Here is a 17,075-nt window from a genome sequence, read left to right on the forward strand (position 1 = left end):
GAGAGAGAATCATGGCAGCGAGCACGAACGGCCGCGTAGCGGACAAACTTGCCCTCGTGACAGGGGCGGCGCAGGGACTGGGGGCAGCGCATTCGATGCTGCTGGCGCAGGAAGGCGCGCGGGTCCTGTGCACCGATATCAATGGCGACGGGGCATCCGACACGGCTGCGCGCATCAACGAGGCGCTGGGCGAAGGCACGGCTTTCGCCATCCGTCACGACGTGACCGATCCGGCCGAATGGGAAGCCGCCGTTGATGCCGCGCGCGAGAACATGGGCGGGCTGAACGTGCTGGTGAACAATGCCGGGATCGGTGTCGCCGGCAATATCGAGACGTGCGATTTCGACGACTGGAAGCGGTGTTTTTCCATCAATGTCGATTCCATCTTCCACGGATGCCAGAAGGCCCTGCCCCTGATGCGCGAACACGCGCCGGGCAGCATCGTGAACATTTCCAGCATTGCCGGGCTGATCGCCAGCGACACCATGCCGGCCTACAATTCGTCGAAAGCGGCGGTGTGGATGCTGTCGAAGTCGATCGCGCTCCACTGCGCGAAGAACAACATGCAGATCCGCTGCAACTCGGTCCATCCGACCTTCGTCGACACGCCGATCCTGGACGGGACGGCGAAGAACCACAAGATCGACAAGGACGTGCTGATGGAAAAGCTGGCGCGGCAGATCCCGCTCAAATTCGTCGGCGAACCCAACGACATCGCCAATGCGGTGCTCTATCTCGCCAGCGACGAAAGCCGTTTCATGACCGGCGCGGAGCTGAAGCTGGACGGCGGCATCAGCGCGATGTGACTATTCGTTTGCTCTCGCGGCAGATCGCTGGGCGATCGCCTGCCGAGGGGGCGGCTTATCGGCCGGCGAGCGGTCGCTCGCTGTCGGTTTGCAGCCGAGACTTGCGCAAAAAAAAAGAGAGGGGCCAAGCGGCCCCTCCCGGTTTCGTTTCATTGTGAGGCGCGGCTGCCCAGAAACCGGGTCAGCTGCTGTTTTGCCGCGCTTCAGTCCGCGATCAGGGCGATCGCGATATAGACCAGGACCAGCGATCCGAAGCCGATGATGGTTCCTGCGACGAAGCCCAGGCGGATCCAGAAGGCATCGACATCGAAATAGTTGGCAATGCCGCCGCACACTCCGGCCAGTTTCGCATCGCGGCGGTCGAGCCTGAAGCTCTTGTCCGCGCCGATGATGGGGCCATCCCTGCGGTCGCCACGATCGCTACGCTCGATCCTGCTCATGCCATCACCGGGACGATAGAGGGCGAGGCGGGGACGATGGCATAGGCCATCAGGACACCACTGACTGCGAGCGAGCCGAGGCCGGCGATTACCTGCGAGCTCCAGTTGGAAAAGAATTTCATGGGGTCGTTCCTTGTATTCGGGTTTGCGGGGATCAGGCGAAGACTGCGGGGCTGCCCGGGACGATCGCGCTGGCGAAGAACATGGCCGAGATGGCGAGCGAGAAGACGGCGGCTGCGGCACGGTTCGGGTTGAAGATGGACATGGTATTTCCTTTCTCTTGGCTCCCGGAGAGACCGTCTCGCCGGGTTGCCCAAAGTGTTGCATCAGGTGTGCCAGTTTTGAAAAACGGGAGATTTCCGGGGTTTTTCGGCTCGCAGCCATCTGAACAGCCGTTCATCAATCCGAAAGGTTGGTAAATCTCACCAACATTTGACATAGCCGTTTCCGGCAGCGGGCGAAGCTGCTTTCAGTGGCCTTCCCCGCCCCCCGCAGGTAGGACCGCTGCCACCCATGGCCATCGCCCGCATCGCCTTTTCCGATTTCCGCAATCACGCCGCTTCCGCGCTGGAAGGAACCGCGCGGTTCAACCTGCTGGTGGGCGAGAACGGGGCGGGCAAGACCAATGTGCTGGAGGCGCTGTCGCTGCTTGCGCCCGGCCGGGGGCTTCGGCGTGCCCCGCTTGGCGAGATTGCCCGGGCATCGGGCGCGGGCGGCTTTGCGCTTTCCGCCCTGCTCTCGCCTGCGGATGGCGGCGAGGATGTCCATTTGCAGACCTCCACCGCACCGATGCGCCCCGGGCGGCGCCGGGTCCGGATCAACGGGGCGGAGGCAAGCGCGATCGCGCTGGGCGAATGGCTGGCCGTGTCATGGCTGACCCCGGCGATGGACGGGCTGTTCACGGCCAGCGCCGGCGAGCGCCGCCGCTTCATGGACCGCCTGGCGACCGCTCTCGATCCTTCCCACGCGCGGGCCGCAAGCCGCTACGAGGCGGCCTTGCGCGAGCGCAACCGCCTGCTCTCGGACGAGCGCGAACCCGAACCCGCATGGCTCGACGGCATAGAGGCGCAACTGGCGCAGCATGGCGCGCTGCTGGCGCAGGGCCGCGCCCGGCTGGTCGGCGCGCTGGGCGAAGCGCTGGAAATGCAGGCGGGCAGCCCGTTCGCGGTGCCCCTCCTCGCGCTGGAGGCCGGAGGGCCGTTTGCCGAGCACGAGCTGGCCGAGGCGCTGCGTTCCACCCGCCAGCGCGATCGCAAGGCGGCGCGCACGCTGACCGGGCCGCATCGCGACGAATTGCTGGTTCACATGGCCGCGAAGGGCCGGCCTGCGGCCCTGTGCTCGACCGGAGAGCAGAAGGCGATGCTGATCGCCATCGTGCTCGCCCATGCAGAGCTTGCCGCGGCGGGACGCGCCGGGATCCTGCTGCTGGACGAGGTCGCGGCGCATCTCGATCCCCTGCGCCGCGATGCGCTGTTCGACCGGCTTCGCGCCGGTGGGTCGCAGGCGTGGCTGACCGGGACGGAGGCTGCCCCGTTCGGCAGCATCCGGGCAGAAGCTGCGATCTGGCGTGTCACGGACGGCGCACTGGTCCGGGAATAGAACAGGGCGCCGATCCGTCAGGCGTCGGGAATGGCTGCCTCGACCGCTTCGCGCGTGCTTTCCACGAGCAGCTCGATCCCCTCCACCGTCGGGTGGATGCGGTCGGACTGGATCAGTTCCGGTTTCGACGCAACGTCCTCCACCCAGTTCGGGATAAGGGCCACGCCATATTCCTCTGCCAGCGAGGTATAGAGGCCGCTGAATTCGGCCTGGAATTCCGGCCCGACATTGGGCGGCGCCTGCATTCCCATCAGCAGCACGTCTATGCCGCGCGCCTGCGCCGTCTCGATCATCGCGGCGAGGTTCGCCCGGGTCTGCGCCGGATCGATGCTGCGCAGCAGGTCGTTGCCGCCCAGTTCCAGGATCAGGAGGTCGGGCGCCTCTTCCTGCGCGTCGAGCGTGAATTCGAACCGCTGGCGACCCGCTGCACTGGTATCGCCCGATACGCCCGCATTCACGACCCGCGCATTGACGCCCGCCGCGCGAAGGGCCGCCTCCAGCTTCGCCGGATAGCTGTCGTCCTTCGGCACGTTGTAGCCGGCAAACAGGCTGTCCCCGAAAGCGAGGATGTCGCGCTGTTCGCCCGCGACCGGCACCTCGGTCACGGTCTCGCTCGCACCTGTCTGTACAGGAGCCGGCTCCGTCACCGCGGCTTCTTCCCCGCAGGAGGCCAGCGCAAGCGATGCGAGGACAGCGAGCGGAGCGAGGATTTTCGATGAAGAGCGGATGGCGGCTGGCCGAGCGGCACTAGGGCTAGGTTGTTCCATGGCCGCCCTTATGCCACTGCACACGGGTGACCACTACCCCCGAAACAGACGCCGTGCGCGGCGCCGCCATATCCGCCCGCAACCTGACCCTGACGCTGGGACAAGACCGCCAGCCCGTCGAGATTCTGAAAGGCGTCGATCTCGATGTTGCGCCGGGCGAGGTGCTGGCCCTGCTCGGCCCGTCGGGTTCGGGCAAGAGCTCGCTGATGGCGGTGCTGTCGGGGCTGGAACGCGCCACGTCCGGCTCCCTCACCGTGGCAGGCGCGGATTTCGCCGCCATGGACGAGGACGGCCTGGCGCAGGCGCGCAGGGGCCGTATCGGCATAGTGCTTCAGGCGTTCCACCTGCTGCCGACCATGACCGCGACCGAGAACGTCGCCACCCCGATGGAACTGGCTTCGATGAACGGCGTGCGTGACCGTGCGCGGGACGAATTGACGGCTGTGGGCCTTGGCCACCGGCTCGACCATTACCCGACCCAGCTTTCGGGAGGGGAACAGCAGCGCGTCGCCATCGCCCGCGCCATCGCGCCGCGCCCGGAACTGATCTTCGCCGACGAACCGACCGGCAATCTCGACGCGGCGACAGGCGCGGAAATCGTCGACGTCCTGTTCGACCGCCGCGCGCAGACCGGCGCGACGCTGGTCATCATCACCCACGACCCGGCGCTGGCCGAACGCTGCGACCGGATCATCACGCTGGCCGATGGCCGCATCGCCACCGACACGGCAGCCACCGACACTGCAGCCACCGGGACCGCCGCATGAGCGACCACGCCGCGGCGGGCGGTTTGTCATGGGGCGCGGCCTGGACGCTGGCGCGGCGAGAGCTGAACCTGCGCTTCAAGGGCCTGCGCCTCCTGCTCGTCTGCCTGTTCCTGGGCACCGGGGCGCTCGCTGCCATCGGCACGCTGACAGGGGCCATCGACCGCGAGCTGGAAAACCGCGGGCAGGAACTGCTCGGCGGCGACCTGGAAGTCGAGATCTGGCAGCGATCCCCCAATGCTGAGGAATTCGCGGCGCTCGCCCGCTATGGCGAATTGTCGACCGGCACCCGCCTGCAGGTGGTGGCCCGCAATGGCGAGAACACTGCCCCTGTCGGGCTGAAGGCGGTGGACGGCAAATATCCGCTCTACGGCGCGCTGACGCTGCAGGACGGGCGCACGGTCGGCGCGCCGCCCGCCGGAGAGGCGTGGCTCGGCCAGGGCGCGATGGACCGGCTGGACATCGCGGTGGGCGACACGTTCCGCGTCGGCACGGCGACTCTGCGTGCCGGCGGCGTCATCGATACCGAGCCCGACAAATTGAGCGAAGGGTTCCAGCTTGGCCCGACCATCATCGTGGCCGAGGGTGTGCCGCAGGATGCGGGCCTGCTGCAACCGGGCGCCATGTACCAGAGCAAGACGCGCATCGCCTTCACCGACCCCTCGCGCGATCCCGAGGCGGTGGAGGAGGAACTGACCGACGCGTTTCCGCTTGCCGGTTTCGACTTTCGCGACCGCGACCGCGCCAGTCCCGGCGCGGACCGCTTCGTCGACCGGATGGGTGAATTCCTGACGCTGGTGGGCCTCGCCGCGCTGGTCATTGCCGGGATCGGCATCGGCGGCGGCGTGTCCTCCTATCTCGAGGCGCGCCGTAACAGTATCGCCACGCTGAAAGTGCTGGGCGCGACGAGCAGGGACATCACCCGCATTTACGGCCTCCAGATCGGGCTGGCCGCCGTGGTCGGCAGCCTTGCCGGACTGGCCGCCGGTCTCGCCATCACGCCCCTGCTGGGCATGGCATTGCAAGACCTCCTGCCGGTCGAGGGCGGCTTCGTTTTCGAACCCGGCGCGCTGCTGCTGGCGAGCGCATACGGCCTGCTGGTCGCGCTGGTCTTTGCCGCGACGCCGATCCTGCGCGCCCGCCGCTTCCCGGCGATGGCGCTGATGCGCGCCCGCACGTCCCCGCTGACACGCGACCGCACGGCGCTGAAATGGGTCGGCGGAGGGCTTTTCGCTATCGTCGTGCTGGCGCTGGTCACGTCGAACGACCCGCTGCTGGCAGGCGGTTTCCTGGCCGGGGCGGCGGCCATGCTGTTGCTGCTGGCAGGTCTGGGCATGGGCATACGCCACATCGCGCAGCGCGTGCCGCGTCCGGCGGACCCGCTGCTGCGCAATGCGCTGGCCAATCTGCACCGCCCCGGCGCATCGACCGGCGCGCTGGTGACCGCGCTCGGCTTCGGCCTGTCCGCCTTCGTGCTGCTGGCCGCGATCCAGACCGCCATCGACGGCAATATCCAGAGCCGCGTCCCGGCCGAGGCGCCCGACTATTTCGTGCTCGACATCCCGCGTGACCAGGCAGAGGATTTCCGGTCCCTGGTCCGGGCGGAAGACGAGGACGCGGTTATCCGCACCGTCCCCGCCCTGCGCGGTTCCGTCACGGCTTACGGTCCGGAAGGCGACCTGACGCGGGTGGCGGACCTGGAGGAAATTCCCGACGGCGCATGGGCCCTGCGCGGGGAGCGCGGCCTGACCTATGCCGAGAACGTGCCCCGCGGAAACACCATCGTCGAAGGCGAGTGGTGGGGCCCGATGTGGCAGGGCGAGCCGCAGGTCAGCGTCGACGAGGAATTTGCCGCCTCCATCGACCTGCAGGTGGGCGACACGATCACCGTCGCCCTTTTGGGCGTGGAGCGCAGCGCGCGCGTCGCCAATCTGCGCCGGATCGACTGGGAAAGCATGGGTTTCAACTACGTGCTCGTCTTCAGTCCCAATGCGCTGGAGGATGCACCGCACAACCTAGCCGCGACCATAGAGCTGCCCAATTCGGGCGATACCGGGCCGCTGCTGCGCGGTCTGGTCCAGACCTTCCCCTCCAGTTCCGTGATCGAGGTCAGCCAGGTGTTGGTGCAGGCACGGGAGATACTGGGGCAGGTCGGCCTCGCCACGCTGGCCGCAGCCTCCGTCGCGGTGCTTGCCGGCCTTGCCGTACTGCTGGGCGCGATTGCCGCCGCCCGGGCCGCGCGCACCTACGATACCGTGGTCATGCGCGTGCTGGGCGCGAGCCGCGGGCAAATCCTGTGGATGCAGTTCCTCGAATACGCCCTGCTGGCGTTGGTGCTGGCCGGGGTGGCGCTGGCCATCGGCAGCGCGCTGGCATGGCTGGTCGTCACTCAGCTGTTCGAATTCGACTGGCTGCCCGACTGGGGCGTCGTCCTCGCCGTGCTGGGGGCAGGCCTCGCCCTAGTGGTCGGGTTCGCCATCCTCGGCTCCCTGCCACTTCTCAGGGCCAAGCCTGCCCAGGCGCTGCGCGCGCTTTAATCCGGCAGCGAGGCCTTCGGATCGGGTCCGTATTCATTGGGACCGTCGGTGCCGTCCAGGCACATGAAGACCAGCACGATCAGCGTGCCAATGAACGGGACGAAGTTCAGCAGGACGAACCAGCCGCTGCGGCCCTGGTCGTGGAAACGGCGGACCTGCACCGCCAGCGACGGGACGAAGATCGCGAGCAGGAACAGGAGCGAGATCGGTCCGTAGGCATCGCCGATGGTCGCGCTGAGACCGAGAATGGCCTCCACGATCCCGATGCCGACCGACACCGCGATGATGAAAAGCACGAACATCCAGTATTCCCGGCGCCGGGAGCGCCCGCTGAATTCGGCATAGCGTTTCAGCGGCAGTGTCATCCAGTCCATGTCATTTTCCCCCTCGGCATGCACAGCACCGCACCGCGCGGCGTGTCATGCGAAGGGCGAAGACTAGCTTCCTCTCGCAAAAGCGGAAGCGGGAAAATCGCGCTGGCCCGGCAGCGGTGCGCGTCCCGCAAGGACCTGCGATGAGGGCACGAAAAAGGGGAGCCGAAGCTCCCCTTCCCCGTCCAAGCCTTGAAAAAGCCTGTCTTTAGAAACGATAGCGTGCCGTGACGCCGTAGGTGCGCGGCGCGTTCGGATAGCCCGAGATCGTGCCCTGCTGTGCCACACCGTCGAAGATCGTCGTCAGGTAACGCTCGTTCGTCAGGTTGCGGACATAGGCGCCCAGCTCGAAGCCGTTTTCCAGGGCCAGGGTCAGCGAAGCGTTCACCTGGTTGACCTCGCGGCGGTAATCGCGCGCGATGGCCCGTGCCGGTGCGCCCGGGTTGGCCAGCGAATTGTCGACGAAGGCCGGCAGGCCGTCGAGGATCTGCGTCGCGCTCTCGTGGTAATAGTCCACGCGCCCGATCAGCTGGTTGCCCGATGCGCCGAACTCGTGCGTGTAGGTCGCCGAGGTCGAGATCGTATATTCCGGCACACCGGCGACCGACAGGCCGGTGAGGTCGCCCACGGCAGAGCCGGGGAAGCTGTCATACTTGCTGTCGAGATAGGTCAGCGCGAAGGTCAGCACGAGCGGATCGACCGGGTTGACGGTCGAATCGAACTCGAAACCCTTGACCGACTGCGAACCGGCATTCGCAAGCGCGAAGCCCGTGCCGGTGAAGGCGAAGGACTGGAAGCCCTCGATCGTCTGGTCGAACAGCGCGAGGTTGAAGCCGAGGCGGTCGAGCTGTGCCTTCACGCCGATTTCGTAGACTTCGGCGTTCTCCGGACCGGCGAAGCGCGAACCCGTCGACAGGTTCGGGACTGCGAGACCGGCGTCGAGGATCGGCGAGGACGGTGCCAGGATCGTGCTGCCGAACGGACCCGGCGTGAAGTCCACGCCTGCCGGACGGCTGTCGCGCGACAGGTTGACCGAGCTTGCCTTGAAGCCCGTGGCGTAGGTCGCATAGACGTTGAACGCGTTGGAGATTTCGTAGGCTGCACGCAGGGTGTAGCTCCAGTCGTCGTCACGCGTCTGTCCGTCTTCGACTGCATTCGGCAGGTTAAGGAACGGCGGCAGGAACTGCAACGCCTGCAGCGGCAGCAGCTGGTTGCACGCCGGGGGCGGTGCGGCTGCCGAACACGGCGTCGTCGCGATACCGGCGATCTGCTGGAAACCGGCCGGCGATGCGGCTGCGAACTGCTGGATGACCGTCGGCGTGACCGCGCTGACGGGAATCTGCAGGGCCTGCGCGATGCCGCCCACGATCACAGCATCGACGAAGTTCACCTGGCCCAGCGGGTCGAGCGACTGCTGCGACAGGACGAAGTCCTTCTTGTCGTCGGTGTAGTTGAAGCCGCCGGTCAGCGTCAGGCGATCGGTGACTTCGATGTCGACCGTACCGAAGATCGAGTACGATTCATTGTCCAGCGTGAAATTCTCGCGGGTGGTCGCACCCGGGGCGAAGGATGCGCCCACCGGCAGGCCCAGCGTCGTTTCCACGAAGCCCAGCGTGCCGGGCGTGCCGGCACCGGCGATCAGGTCGAAGAACGTGCGGCTGGCCTGGCCGTTGTCCAGACCGCTCAGCTGCGTGATGTCTTCGTTGAAGTAGAAACCGCCGAGCAGGAAGTTGAACGGACCGTCGAAATCGGAGGCGATACGCAGTTCCTGCGTGATCGTGTCGACCGACTGGTCGCGGAATTCGTTGACGATGTCCGCGCTGGAGAAGTCGACGTCCTGCTGGTTGAAGCTGCGCAGTTCGCGGTAGGCACTGATCGAGGTCAGCGTCAGCGCGCCCAGCTCGAGATCCGCCTGCAGCGAGCCGCCGTAGTTCTCGATGTTGTTTTCCGGCAGGACGTTCAGGAACGCCTGGTCGGAGAACACGTCTTCCACGCCGACCGCGCCGCCGACTGCGAACAGCAGCGGGGTAGTGGCACCGGCGCGGACATTGCCGGCATAGCAGCACAGCTCGTCGATCTTGGAGTAGTCGCCGATGGCGCGCAGGCGGAGCGGGCCGCCATTGTCGAACAGCAGCTGGCCGCGAACGACATAGCGGTCACGCTCGTTGATGTCCTCGCCCAGGTTCACGACATCCACGTAGCCGTCGCGCTTGTTGTAGGTGCCGTCGAGCGAGAAGGCGACCGAGTCGGAGAGCGGGCCCGTCACGTCGGCCTTGGCCACGATCTGGTCGAAATTGCCGTAGGTCAGGCTGACCGAACCGCCGAAGTCGAACTGCGGCTCGCGCGTGACGACCGAGATAACGCCGGCACTGGCGTTCTTGCCGAACAGGGTGTTCTGCGGACCGCGCAGGACCTCGATCCGCGACACGTTGGCAAGGTCGTTGATCGACGAGGCCGAGCGCGAGCGGAAGACGCCGTCGATGAACACGCCGACCGACGGCTCGATGCCGAAATTGTTGGCGCCGTTGCCGAAGCCGCGGATGATGAAGGTGGTGTTGGCCGCGCTCTGCAGCTGGCTGACGCGCAGCGACGGGGCGACGGTCTGCAGGTCGCCGAGATCGCGGATTTCGGCGCGCTCCAGCGTTTCGCCGCTGGTGACGCTGACGGAGACCGGCGTTTCCTGCAGCGTGGTCGCACGCTTGGTTGCGGTCACGATGATGACGTCGTTTTCGTTGGCGGATTCTTCCATGCCGGTGAAGGCGTCGCCATCGTCGGGACCACCTGCCTCGATCGCGGCATCGGCTTCAGCCTGGGGGGACTGGGCAAGCGCGGCTGCGGGGAAGGCGATGGAAGCAGCACCTGCCAGAAGGGCAAAGCGTGCGGTTCCGGCAAGGCCGGTAGTCATGAATTTCATCAATGGGTTCCTCTCCGAACGAAGCGCCGGACAGCGGACCGTTTCGTCCGCAAGACGCTGCATCTGTGGCCTCTAATGGGTGCAGCGGAACCGCTCAAGCAGTCTCAAAGCCGCAGAGTCACGGGATTTTTCAGGTGTGGCATTGCGGCCACACACACGCATTGCAGCCTTCGCAGGTGCAGCACAGCTTGTCCTGCCCCGCCCTAGCTTGTAATGGGCCCCCGCACGGCGCGCTCCCTCCACCCGGTCGCGCGCATCCCCTGATCCGCTTCCCTACGAGAAAACCCATGTCCCAAGCGCTTCGCAACGTGGCGATCATCGCCCACGTCGATCACGGTAAAACCACCCTCGTCGACCAGCTTTTCCGCCAGTCCGGCACGTTCCGCGAGAACCAGCGGGTCGAGGAACGGGCCATGGATTCCGGCGACCTGGAAAAGGAACGCGGGATCACGATTCTCGCCAAATGCACCAGCGTCGAATGGAACGGCACGCGCATCAACATCGTCGATACGCCCGGCCACGCCGATTTCGGCGCCGAGGTGGAGCGTATCCTGTCGATGGTCGACGGCGTCATCCTGCTGGTCGACAGCGCGGAAGGCGCGATGCCGCAGACCAAGTTCGTCACCGGCAAGGCGCTTGCCCTGGGCCTGAAGCCGATCGTTGTCGTCAACAAGATCGACCGCCCCGACGGCCGCCCGCAGGAAGTGCTGGACGAGGTGTTCGACCTCTTCGTCAGCCTCGATGCCAATGACGAACAGCTCGACTTCCCCACGCTCTACGCATCGGGCCGCGACGGCTATGCGGGCGAGACGGACGATGTGCGCGAAGGCAGCCTGGAACCGCTGTTCCAGCGCATCGTCGAACACGTGCCCGCCCCGGGCCTGGACGAAAGCGGACCGTTCAGCTTCCTCGCCACCCTGCTCGACCGCGACAATTTCATGGGCCGCGTGCTCACCGGCCGGGTCCAGTCGGGCACGGTCAATGTCAACGATCCGATCCACGCCATCGACCGCGACGGCAATGTGATCGAGACGGGCCGCGCGACCAAGCTGATGAGCTTCGACGGGCTCGACCGCGTGCCGGTCGAAAGCGCGAAGGCTGGCGACATCATCGCGCTGGCAGGCCTTGAAAAGGCGACCGTGTCGAACACCATCGCCGATCCGTCGGTGAAGGAAGCGATCGAGGCACAGCCGATCGACCCCCCCACCCTCGCCATGCGCTTTGCGGTGAACGATTCGCCGCTGGCGGGCCGCGAAGGCGACAAGGTCACCAGCCGCATGATCCGCGACCGCCTGAACCGCGAGGCGGAAACCAATGTCGCCATCCGCGTGACGGAGGCCGAGGACAAGGACAGCTTCGAAGTTGCGGGCCGCGGCGAATTGCAGCTGGGCGTCCTGATCGAGACGATGCGCCGCGAGGGCTTCGAACTCGGCATCAGCCGTCCGCGCGTCTTGTTCCGCGAGGAAAACGGTCAGCGCATGGAGCCGTATGAAACCGTCGTCATCGACGTGGACGACGAGCATTCGGGCACGGTCGTGGAAAAGATGCAGCGCCGCAAGGCAGAGCTGACCGAGATGCGTCCCAGCGGCATGGGCAAGACCCGCATCACCTTCAGCGCGCCCAGCCGCGGCCTGATCGGCTATCACGGCGAATTCCTGTCCGACACGCGCGGCACGGGCATCATGAACCGCCTGTTCGAGAAATACGACGTCTACAAGGGGCCGATCGAAGGCCGCCAGAACGGCGTGCTGATCTCGATGGTGCCGGGTGAAGCCGTCCCCTATGCGCTCAATGCGCTGGAGGACCGGGGCGAGTTGTTCATTGGCGGCGGGGCCAAGATCTACGAAGGCATGATCATCGGCGAGAACGCCAAGCCGGACGATCTGGAAGTCAACCCGATGAAGTCGAAGCAGCTGACCAACTTCCGCTCCACCGGCAAGGACGACGCCATCCGCCTGACGACACCGCGCGTCATGACGCTGGAACAGTCCATCGCCTATATCGACGACGACGAAATGGTCGAAGTCACCCCGCAGAGCATTCGCCTGCGCAAGGCGATCCTCGACCCGCACGAGCGCAAGAAGGCAAAGCGCGCATCGGGCAACTGATCGCGCGCAGACGGCACACTTTTTGGTAAGGTTTCGTCCCTAAATCACCTGGTCATGACCAGGGACCGGACAGGGGCAGACGGGGCGAGAGCGTCGCGGCGTTCGAATGCGCTGTTGCGTTCGCTCGTTCGTGACAAGCGCGCGAATACGCTGGCTATCGGAGCGGCTGCCATCCTGCCGATCATCGGCGTGATCGGGGGCGGCGTGGACGCCAGCCGGATGTACCTGGCCCAGTCGCGTCTCCAGCAGGCATGCGATGCGGCGACGTTGGCAGCGCGCAAGAAGCTGGCCGGCGACAGTATTACCGACGGCGTGATCCCTACCGAGATCGAGGATCTTGCAGACAATTTCTTCGAGGTCAATTTCACGCAGGGAATGTACGGAACGGGGACGACGACCTACGAACTGTCTCACGCCAGCGGTACCCGGTTTGACGGCACGGCACAGACGAGCGTCCCCGTGACGCTGATGAAGGTATTCGGGTTCGACAACATTGAGCTGGACGTCGATTGCAGCGCCGACCTCAACCTGCCCAATATCGATATTTCGCTGGTTCTCGACATGTCGGGGTCGATGAACGATCTGAACGAAGGCGTAAGTCAGATCGACGCGCTCAAGTCCGCCGTATTCGCGTTCTATGACGAGATCATGGCTGTGGCCCCTGCCGATGCTCGCGTGCGCATCGCAATCGTTCCGTACAATTCCAACATGAATGTCGGGAATATCCTGAACGATCTCAACACAGATTATCTGGCCGACACGCACCAGTACCAGACGCGTGAAGCCAATTTCGAAACCGTGATGACCGACCCCGGGTCGCCTGCCGTGCCGGGTGAGCCTGCGACTCCCGACAGGGAAGAACTCTATTCCGATCAGCGCGAACTGGTAACGCGCGACAAGGGGAAGCTCGGCAGTTCGACATTGTTCGATTACGCTTGGTCGAACGACCCCAATCATTCGACTTACGGGTCGGCGGCCTGCAACGCCTATGACGGAACCTATACGGTCAATGGCGAGAAGTGGGTCATCAGCGACGACGATTACTACCGGAACTATTTCCGCGACGGATCCGGGCGATATTACGGAGCCTGCGAAGCGCGCGTGCGCAAGTACAGGATTGTCGAAGGTTCTCCTGCCAAACCCGGGAAGCCTGCTGTTCCCCCGACTTACGAGACCCGTTTCAAGGATTACACCTTCGCGGAAAAAACCCTCGACACGTCGTCTTTCAAGAAATTCGATACCGTAACGCAGGTTATGAAGGCGGACGGAACACCTTTCCGGTTCAGGAACCCATTCCCCGCCCAGACCTGGGACGGATGTATCGAAGAAGCGACGACCGTCGCGACGACGGACTTCGATCCGATCCCGGCGGGTGCCTATGACCTGGATATCGATCTCGTCCCGGATCCGGCCAATGTGAACACCCAGTGGCGGCCGCTGTGGAACGCGATGACAGAGGACCGGAACCAGAAAGATCCGGTGACCACGACCAATTGGAAGGCGGTGCCGAGCGGTTGGCAGCGAAGGGACAATGTCTGTCCCCCGCGCGCGTACAAGCTTACGGAATACAAGTTGAGCGGCACCGATCGCAACGAGATTTTCGAAGACCGGATCAACGCGCTGACCGCGGGCGGCAGCACGATGCACGATCTCGGCGTCCTGTGGGGTGCGCGCCTGCTGTCTCCCGATGGCATATTCTCCAGCAGCAACAGAACTGCCCCCAACGGTGATCCGATCATCCGCCACATGATCTTCATGACAGACGGCGCGATGTCGCCCGGTCCGTACTGGCAGAACGCCTATGGCAACCCCGACATGGATGGTCATCTCGCCGGGTTCAAAGGCGGTACGGCAAAATGGCGTGACGATTGGGACGGTATCGCTGCGATCCACAATGCCCGGCTCGACGCGGTTTGCGAACAGGCCAAGAACAAGGGCATCACGATCTGGACCGTCTCGTTCAACAACCCCCTGAACAACCACACCCGCGGCTGCGCGAGCGACGAGAGCCGCGCAATGACGGCCGACAACCAGACCACGCTGATCACACGTTTCCGCACGATCGCAACAAGCATCGCGGAGCTGAGGCTGGTCGAATGACGCGCAGGTTTGCTCACGCATACGGGTCCGGTCTGCGCAGGCTGGCGCGCGACGAGACCGGCGCAACGCTGACGGAATTCGGCTTCGTCGCACCGATCCTTTGCCTGATGCTGGTCGGTCTGTTCGATTTCGGTTTCCAGATCTACGCCAAGACCGTGATGCAAGGCGCCCTGCAGCAATCGGCCCGCAGATCGACACTCGAGCCGACGATCACGACGACCGATGCTCTCGATGCTGCCGTCAGGCAGGACATCAAGCTCATCGTGCCGAACGCGAAAATCGATTTCGAGCGCAAGAATTACACGACATTTGCCGATGTCCAAAAGCCCGAGGATTACATCGATACCAACGGCAACGGCGTTTGCGACAACGGTGAGCAGTTCGACGATGTCAACGATAACGGGACCTGGGATGCCGATCGCGGCAAGAGCGGGCTTGGCGGTGCGCGGGATGCGGTGCTTTACACCGTAACCGCAAAATACGACCGGATGTTTCCGCTCGACACGTTCATCGACGTGCCCAGGGAAATCTCCGTGACCGCGTCGACTGTCCTGCGCAACCAACCCTATGACGGACAGCAGGAACGCCCCGTCGTGCTGGGCAATTGCACATGAGCTTGTCCGAACGCCTTTCCCTCATGGGCCGGAACATCCGGCTGGGCCTGCGCGATGCATCCGGCCTTGCCATGGTCGAATTCGCGATGCTCGCGCCAATCCTGGCGCTGGTAGGCGTGAGCGGGATCGAACTGTCCAATTATGCGATAACCAATTTGCGCGTCAGCCAGGCGGCCATGCATATTGCCGACAACGGTTCGCGCATCGGTGACCGGGACGCTCTCAACGCGCAGAAAATCTACGAAGCCGACATCAACGATATCCTGCTGGGCGTGGATCTGCAGGCGGGCGCGGAGATCGAGCTTTTCGAAAACGCCCGCGTGATCGTCAGCAGCCTGGAACAGAACAGCGAGGGCGGCCAGTGGATCCACTGGCAGCGCTGCATGGGTGAGCTGGAGGTCGAATCCGCCTACGGACCGGAAGGCACCGGCTCGAGCGGTACAGGCTTTGCCGGCATGGGCAAGACAGGACAGGAAATCACCGCCTCGCCGAACCAGGCGGTGATTTTCGTGGAGATCATCTACGAATACGAACCTCTGATCGACCTGGAACTGGCGACCCGTTTCCTGTCGAAGGAATATATCCGCACCCATTCCGCGTTCAACGTACGCGGCTCACGTGACCTGTCTGGCGTCTATCCGTCCCCCGGACTGCCCGTGCGCACATGCGACATCTATTCAGCATCCTGATTAGGACGAGAGGGTTTCGATGAATCCGAAATACTGGTTGTCCTTCGTCGCCATCATCGCTCTGGCCGCCATGCTGATTGCCGGCGAGGATTCGACCGTGTCGACCATAGCCGCGTCCGACGATGTGTCGTTCCCGTCTTCGAGAAAGGTGAGCGCCGATGCCTCTGCCCGGACGCAAGATCCAGACTCCCGAACGGGGCGAATCAATTATCGTCAGCCCGATTCGAGCAATGCGCTGCTCGACGATTTTTACGGGCCGGACGAAGACGGCGGGTTTGCGGATGATCGTTTTCGCGACAGGGCAGACACCGCGCTGGAGGAATCCCGAAGCGACCAGATAACCGGGCGAAGGACCACCGCCCCATCTTCATCGCGATCCACGCCGACTTTCCGGCGTCAAACAAGCTCTGCGCGTACGCAATCCCTCCCTGCGCCCAGCGGTTTCCGTTCCAATGGTCCGCCAGCCGAGCCCATCACCTTGCAATCGCCGCCGCCGGCTGTTCTGGATCTATAGGCTACCGGAGGCCCGCTTGCTGTCTTTCAGCACGCGATCGGCAACACCCCCCGTCCCCATTTCGCTCACTTGAATGCGAGGAAGTTGGGCTGGCCGTTGCTGGCGCTGACCCCGCCATCGACGGGCAGGTTCACGCCCGTCACCATGCGCGCATCGTCGCTGGCGAGGAACAGGATCGGCCCGGCAATATCGTCCGCTTCGGCTGGCGCGCCCAGCGGCATCCGGCGGTCGAACGCTTCCATCAGGTCTTCATTGTCGCCCATCCCGTCGGTCATCTCCGACCGGGTGAAGGACGGGCACACGGCGTTCACGCGGATTTTCTTGTTGCCCAGTTGCAGCGCCAGCGCCCTGGTCAGGGTCGAAACCGCGCCCTTCGACGCGTTGTAGATCGGCATCGACCAGTCGCCGCCCAGCCCCGACACGCTGGACGTGTTGACGATGGACCCCTGCGTCTTCGCCAGTTCGGGAATGGCCGCGCGGCACATATACATCGTGCCCTTCACATTGATGTCGATCACCTTGTCGATGTCGTCATTGCTGGCCTTGCGCATCATGCCCGCCGCGGCCACGCCGGCATTGTTCACCAGCACGTCGAGCTGGCCGAAATGCTCGATCGTGCGGGCGACGATGGCCTCTGCCATGTCGGGATCGGAAATGCTCCCCTCCACGATCAGGGTGCGGTCCTCGTCCAGGTCCTTCGCGACCTTTTCCAGGTCGTCGCGGCTGCGGGAATTGAGGACGACATTCGCGCCTTCCGCAGCGAAGCGGCGCGCAGTCGCCTCTCCGATGCCGGAGGACGAGCCTGTGACGATGACTGTCTTGCCGGTGAAACGGTTCATGCGGGAAATCTCC

At 64.6% G+C, this 17,075-nt stretch carries 15 protein-coding genes; 9 read left to right on the forward strand and 6 right to left on the reverse strand.

Translation table 11 applies throughout. From position 1 onward, the window contains the following. The first annotated feature begins 11 nt into the window (after positions 1–11). A complete protein-coding gene (locus tag PF049_11640; GenBank protein ID WBY16234.1) occupies positions 12–806 on the forward strand; it encodes an SDR family oxidoreductase in 795 nt (264 codons plus the stop codon). Positions 807–1,009: 203 nt separating this feature from the next. Here the strand turns inward: PF049_11640 and PF049_11645 are convergent, their stop codons facing one another. Both PF049_11645 and PF049_11650 read right to left on the reverse strand, forming a co-directional pair. Then, positions 1,010–1,198: a PspC domain-containing protein gene (locus PF049_11645; GenBank protein ID WBY17917.1), complete on the reverse strand. Its 189-nt coding sequence runs from the start codon at positions 1,196–1,198 to the stop codon at positions 1,010–1,012. 44 nt (positions 1,199–1,242) lie between these two features. Further along, positions 1,243–1,368 (reverse strand): enoyl-CoA hydratase, encoded by a 126-nt coding sequence (locus PF049_11650; protein WBY16235.1) that lies wholly within the window; start codon positions 1,366–1,368, stop codon positions 1,243–1,245. Positions 1,369–1,759: 391 nt separating this feature from the next. Between PF049_11650 and recF the strand changes: the two genes are divergently transcribed. Further along, complete coding sequence (recF, locus tag PF049_11655) at positions 1,760–2,845, forward strand: DNA replication/repair protein RecF (GenBank protein ID WBY16236.1); 1,086 nt, start codon at positions 1,760–1,762, stop codon at positions 2,843–2,845. 17 nt (positions 2,846–2,862) lie between these two features. Here the strand turns inward: recF and PF049_11660 are convergent, their stop codons facing one another. Continuing rightward, on the reverse strand, positions 2,863–3,612 hold the full coding sequence (locus PF049_11660) for an arylesterase (GenBank protein ID WBY16237.1): 750 nt from the start codon (positions 3,610–3,612) through the stop codon (positions 2,863–2,865). Between the two features lie 26 nt (positions 3,613–3,638). On the opposite strand from PF049_11660, the gene PF049_11665 reads away from it, so the two are divergent. Continuing rightward, positions 3,639–4,379: an ABC transporter ATP-binding protein gene (locus PF049_11665; GenBank protein WBY16238.1), complete on the forward strand. Its 741-nt coding sequence runs from the start codon at positions 3,639–3,641 to the stop codon at positions 4,377–4,379. Next, positions 4,376–6,913 (forward strand): FtsX-like permease family protein, encoded by a 2,538-nt coding sequence (locus PF049_11670; protein WBY16239.1) that lies wholly within the window; start codon positions 4,376–4,378, stop codon positions 6,911–6,913. The genes PF049_11665 and PF049_11670 overlap by 4 nt, the downstream gene beginning before the upstream one ends. Here PF049_11670 and PF049_11675 read toward each other — a convergent pair. Together PF049_11675 and PF049_11680 are read right to left on the reverse strand one after the other, a co-directional pair. Beyond that, a complete protein-coding gene (locus PF049_11675) occupies positions 6,910–7,287 on the reverse strand; it encodes a DUF805 domain-containing protein (GenBank protein WBY16240.1) in 378 nt (125 codons plus the stop codon). The two genes, PF049_11670 and PF049_11675, sit on opposite strands and share 4 nt — an antisense overlap. A 205-nt stretch (positions 7,288–7,492) precedes the next feature. After that, the gene (locus PF049_11680; protein WBY16241.1) at positions 7,493–10,198 is read right to left on the reverse strand and encodes a TonB-dependent receptor; all 2,706 of its coding nucleotides are present in this window, start codon (positions 10,196–10,198) and stop codon (positions 7,493–7,495) included. 287 nt (positions 10,199–10,485) lie between these two features. Between PF049_11680 and typA the strand changes: the two genes are divergently transcribed. The 5 genes from typA to PF049_11705 all read left to right on the forward strand — a co-directional run bounded on the left by typA (position 10,486) and on the right by PF049_11705 (position 16,223). Continuing rightward, positions 10,486–12,306, forward strand: coding sequence for a translational GTPase TypA (typA, locus tag PF049_11685; protein ID WBY16242.1), 1,821 nt, complete (start codon positions 10,486–10,488; stop codon positions 12,304–12,306). A gap of 114 nt (positions 12,307–12,420) precedes the next feature. Then, positions 12,421–14,406, forward strand: coding sequence for a pilus assembly protein TadG-related protein (locus PF049_11690; protein WBY16243.1), 1,986 nt, complete (start codon positions 12,421–12,423; stop codon positions 14,404–14,406). Further along, on the forward strand, positions 14,403–15,020 hold the full coding sequence (locus PF049_11695; protein ID WBY16244.1) for a pilus assembly protein: 618 nt from the start codon (positions 14,403–14,405) through the stop codon (positions 15,018–15,020). The genes PF049_11690 and PF049_11695 overlap by 4 nt, the downstream gene beginning before the upstream one ends. Continuing rightward, a complete protein-coding gene (locus tag PF049_11700; protein ID WBY16245.1) occupies positions 15,017–15,709 on the forward strand; it encodes a TadE/TadG family type IV pilus assembly protein in 693 nt (230 codons plus the stop codon). Before PF049_11695 ends, PF049_11700 begins: the two co-directional genes overlap by 4 nt. 19 nt (positions 15,710–15,728) lie before the next feature. After that, on the forward strand, positions 15,729–16,223 hold the full coding sequence (locus tag PF049_11705) for a hypothetical protein (protein ID WBY16246.1): 495 nt from the start codon (positions 15,729–15,731) through the stop codon (positions 16,221–16,223). A gap of 65 nt (positions 16,224–16,288) precedes the next feature. Here the strand turns inward: PF049_11705 and PF049_11710 are convergent, their stop codons facing one another. Continuing rightward, positions 16,289–17,062: an SDR family oxidoreductase gene (locus PF049_11710; GenBank protein ID WBY16247.1), complete on the reverse strand. Its 774-nt coding sequence runs from the start codon at positions 17,060–17,062 to the stop codon at positions 16,289–16,291. Between the last annotated feature and the right edge of the window lie 13 nt (positions 17,063–17,075).

The sequence above is a fragment of the Erythrobacteraceae bacterium WH01K genome, assembly GCA_027941995.1.
GTDB lineage: Bacteria > Pseudomonadota > Alphaproteobacteria > Sphingomonadales > Sphingomonadaceae > CAJXSN01.

Coding starts and splice junctions, on each gene's coding strand:
- PF049_11640 (WBY16234.1), top strand. CDS start 12: ATGGCAGCGAGCACGAACGGCCGCGTAGCGGACAAACTTGCCCTCGTG.
- PF049_11650 (WBY16235.1), bottom strand. CDS start 1,368: ATGAAATTCTTTTCCAACTGGAGCTCGCAGGTAATCGCCGGCCTCGGC.
- recF (WBY16236.1), top strand. CDS start 1,760: ATGGCCATCGCCCGCATCGCCTTTTCCGATTTCCGCAATCACGCCGCT.
- PF049_11660 (WBY16237.1), bottom strand. CDS start 3,612: ATGGAACAACCTAGCCCTAGTGCCGCTCGGCCAGCCGCCATCCGCTCT.
- PF049_11670 (WBY16239.1), top strand. CDS start 4,376: ATGAGCGACCACGCCGCGGCGGGCGGTTTGTCATGGGGCGCGGCCTGG.
- PF049_11675 (WBY16240.1), bottom strand. CDS start 7,287: ATGGACTGGATGACACTGCCGCTGAAACGCTATGCCGAATTCAGCGGG.
- PF049_11680 (WBY16241.1), bottom strand. CDS start 10,198: ATGAAATTCATGACTACCGGCCTTGCCGGAACCGCACGCTTTGCCCTT.
- typA (WBY16242.1), top strand. CDS start 10,486: ATGTCCCAAGCGCTTCGCAACGTGGCGATCATCGCCCACGTCGATCAC.
- PF049_11695 (WBY16244.1), top strand. CDS start 14,403: ATGACGCGCAGGTTTGCTCACGCATACGGGTCCGGTCTGCGCAGGCTG.
- PF049_11700 (WBY16245.1), top strand. CDS start 15,017: ATGAGCTTGTCCGAACGCCTTTCCCTCATGGGCCGGAACATCCGGCTG.
- PF049_11705 (WBY16246.1), top strand. CDS start 15,729: ATGAATCCGAAATACTGGTTGTCCTTCGTCGCCATCATCGCTCTGGCC.
- PF049_11710 (WBY16247.1), bottom strand. CDS start 17,062: ATGAACCGTTTCACCGGCAAGACAGTCATCGTCACAGGCTCGTCCTCC.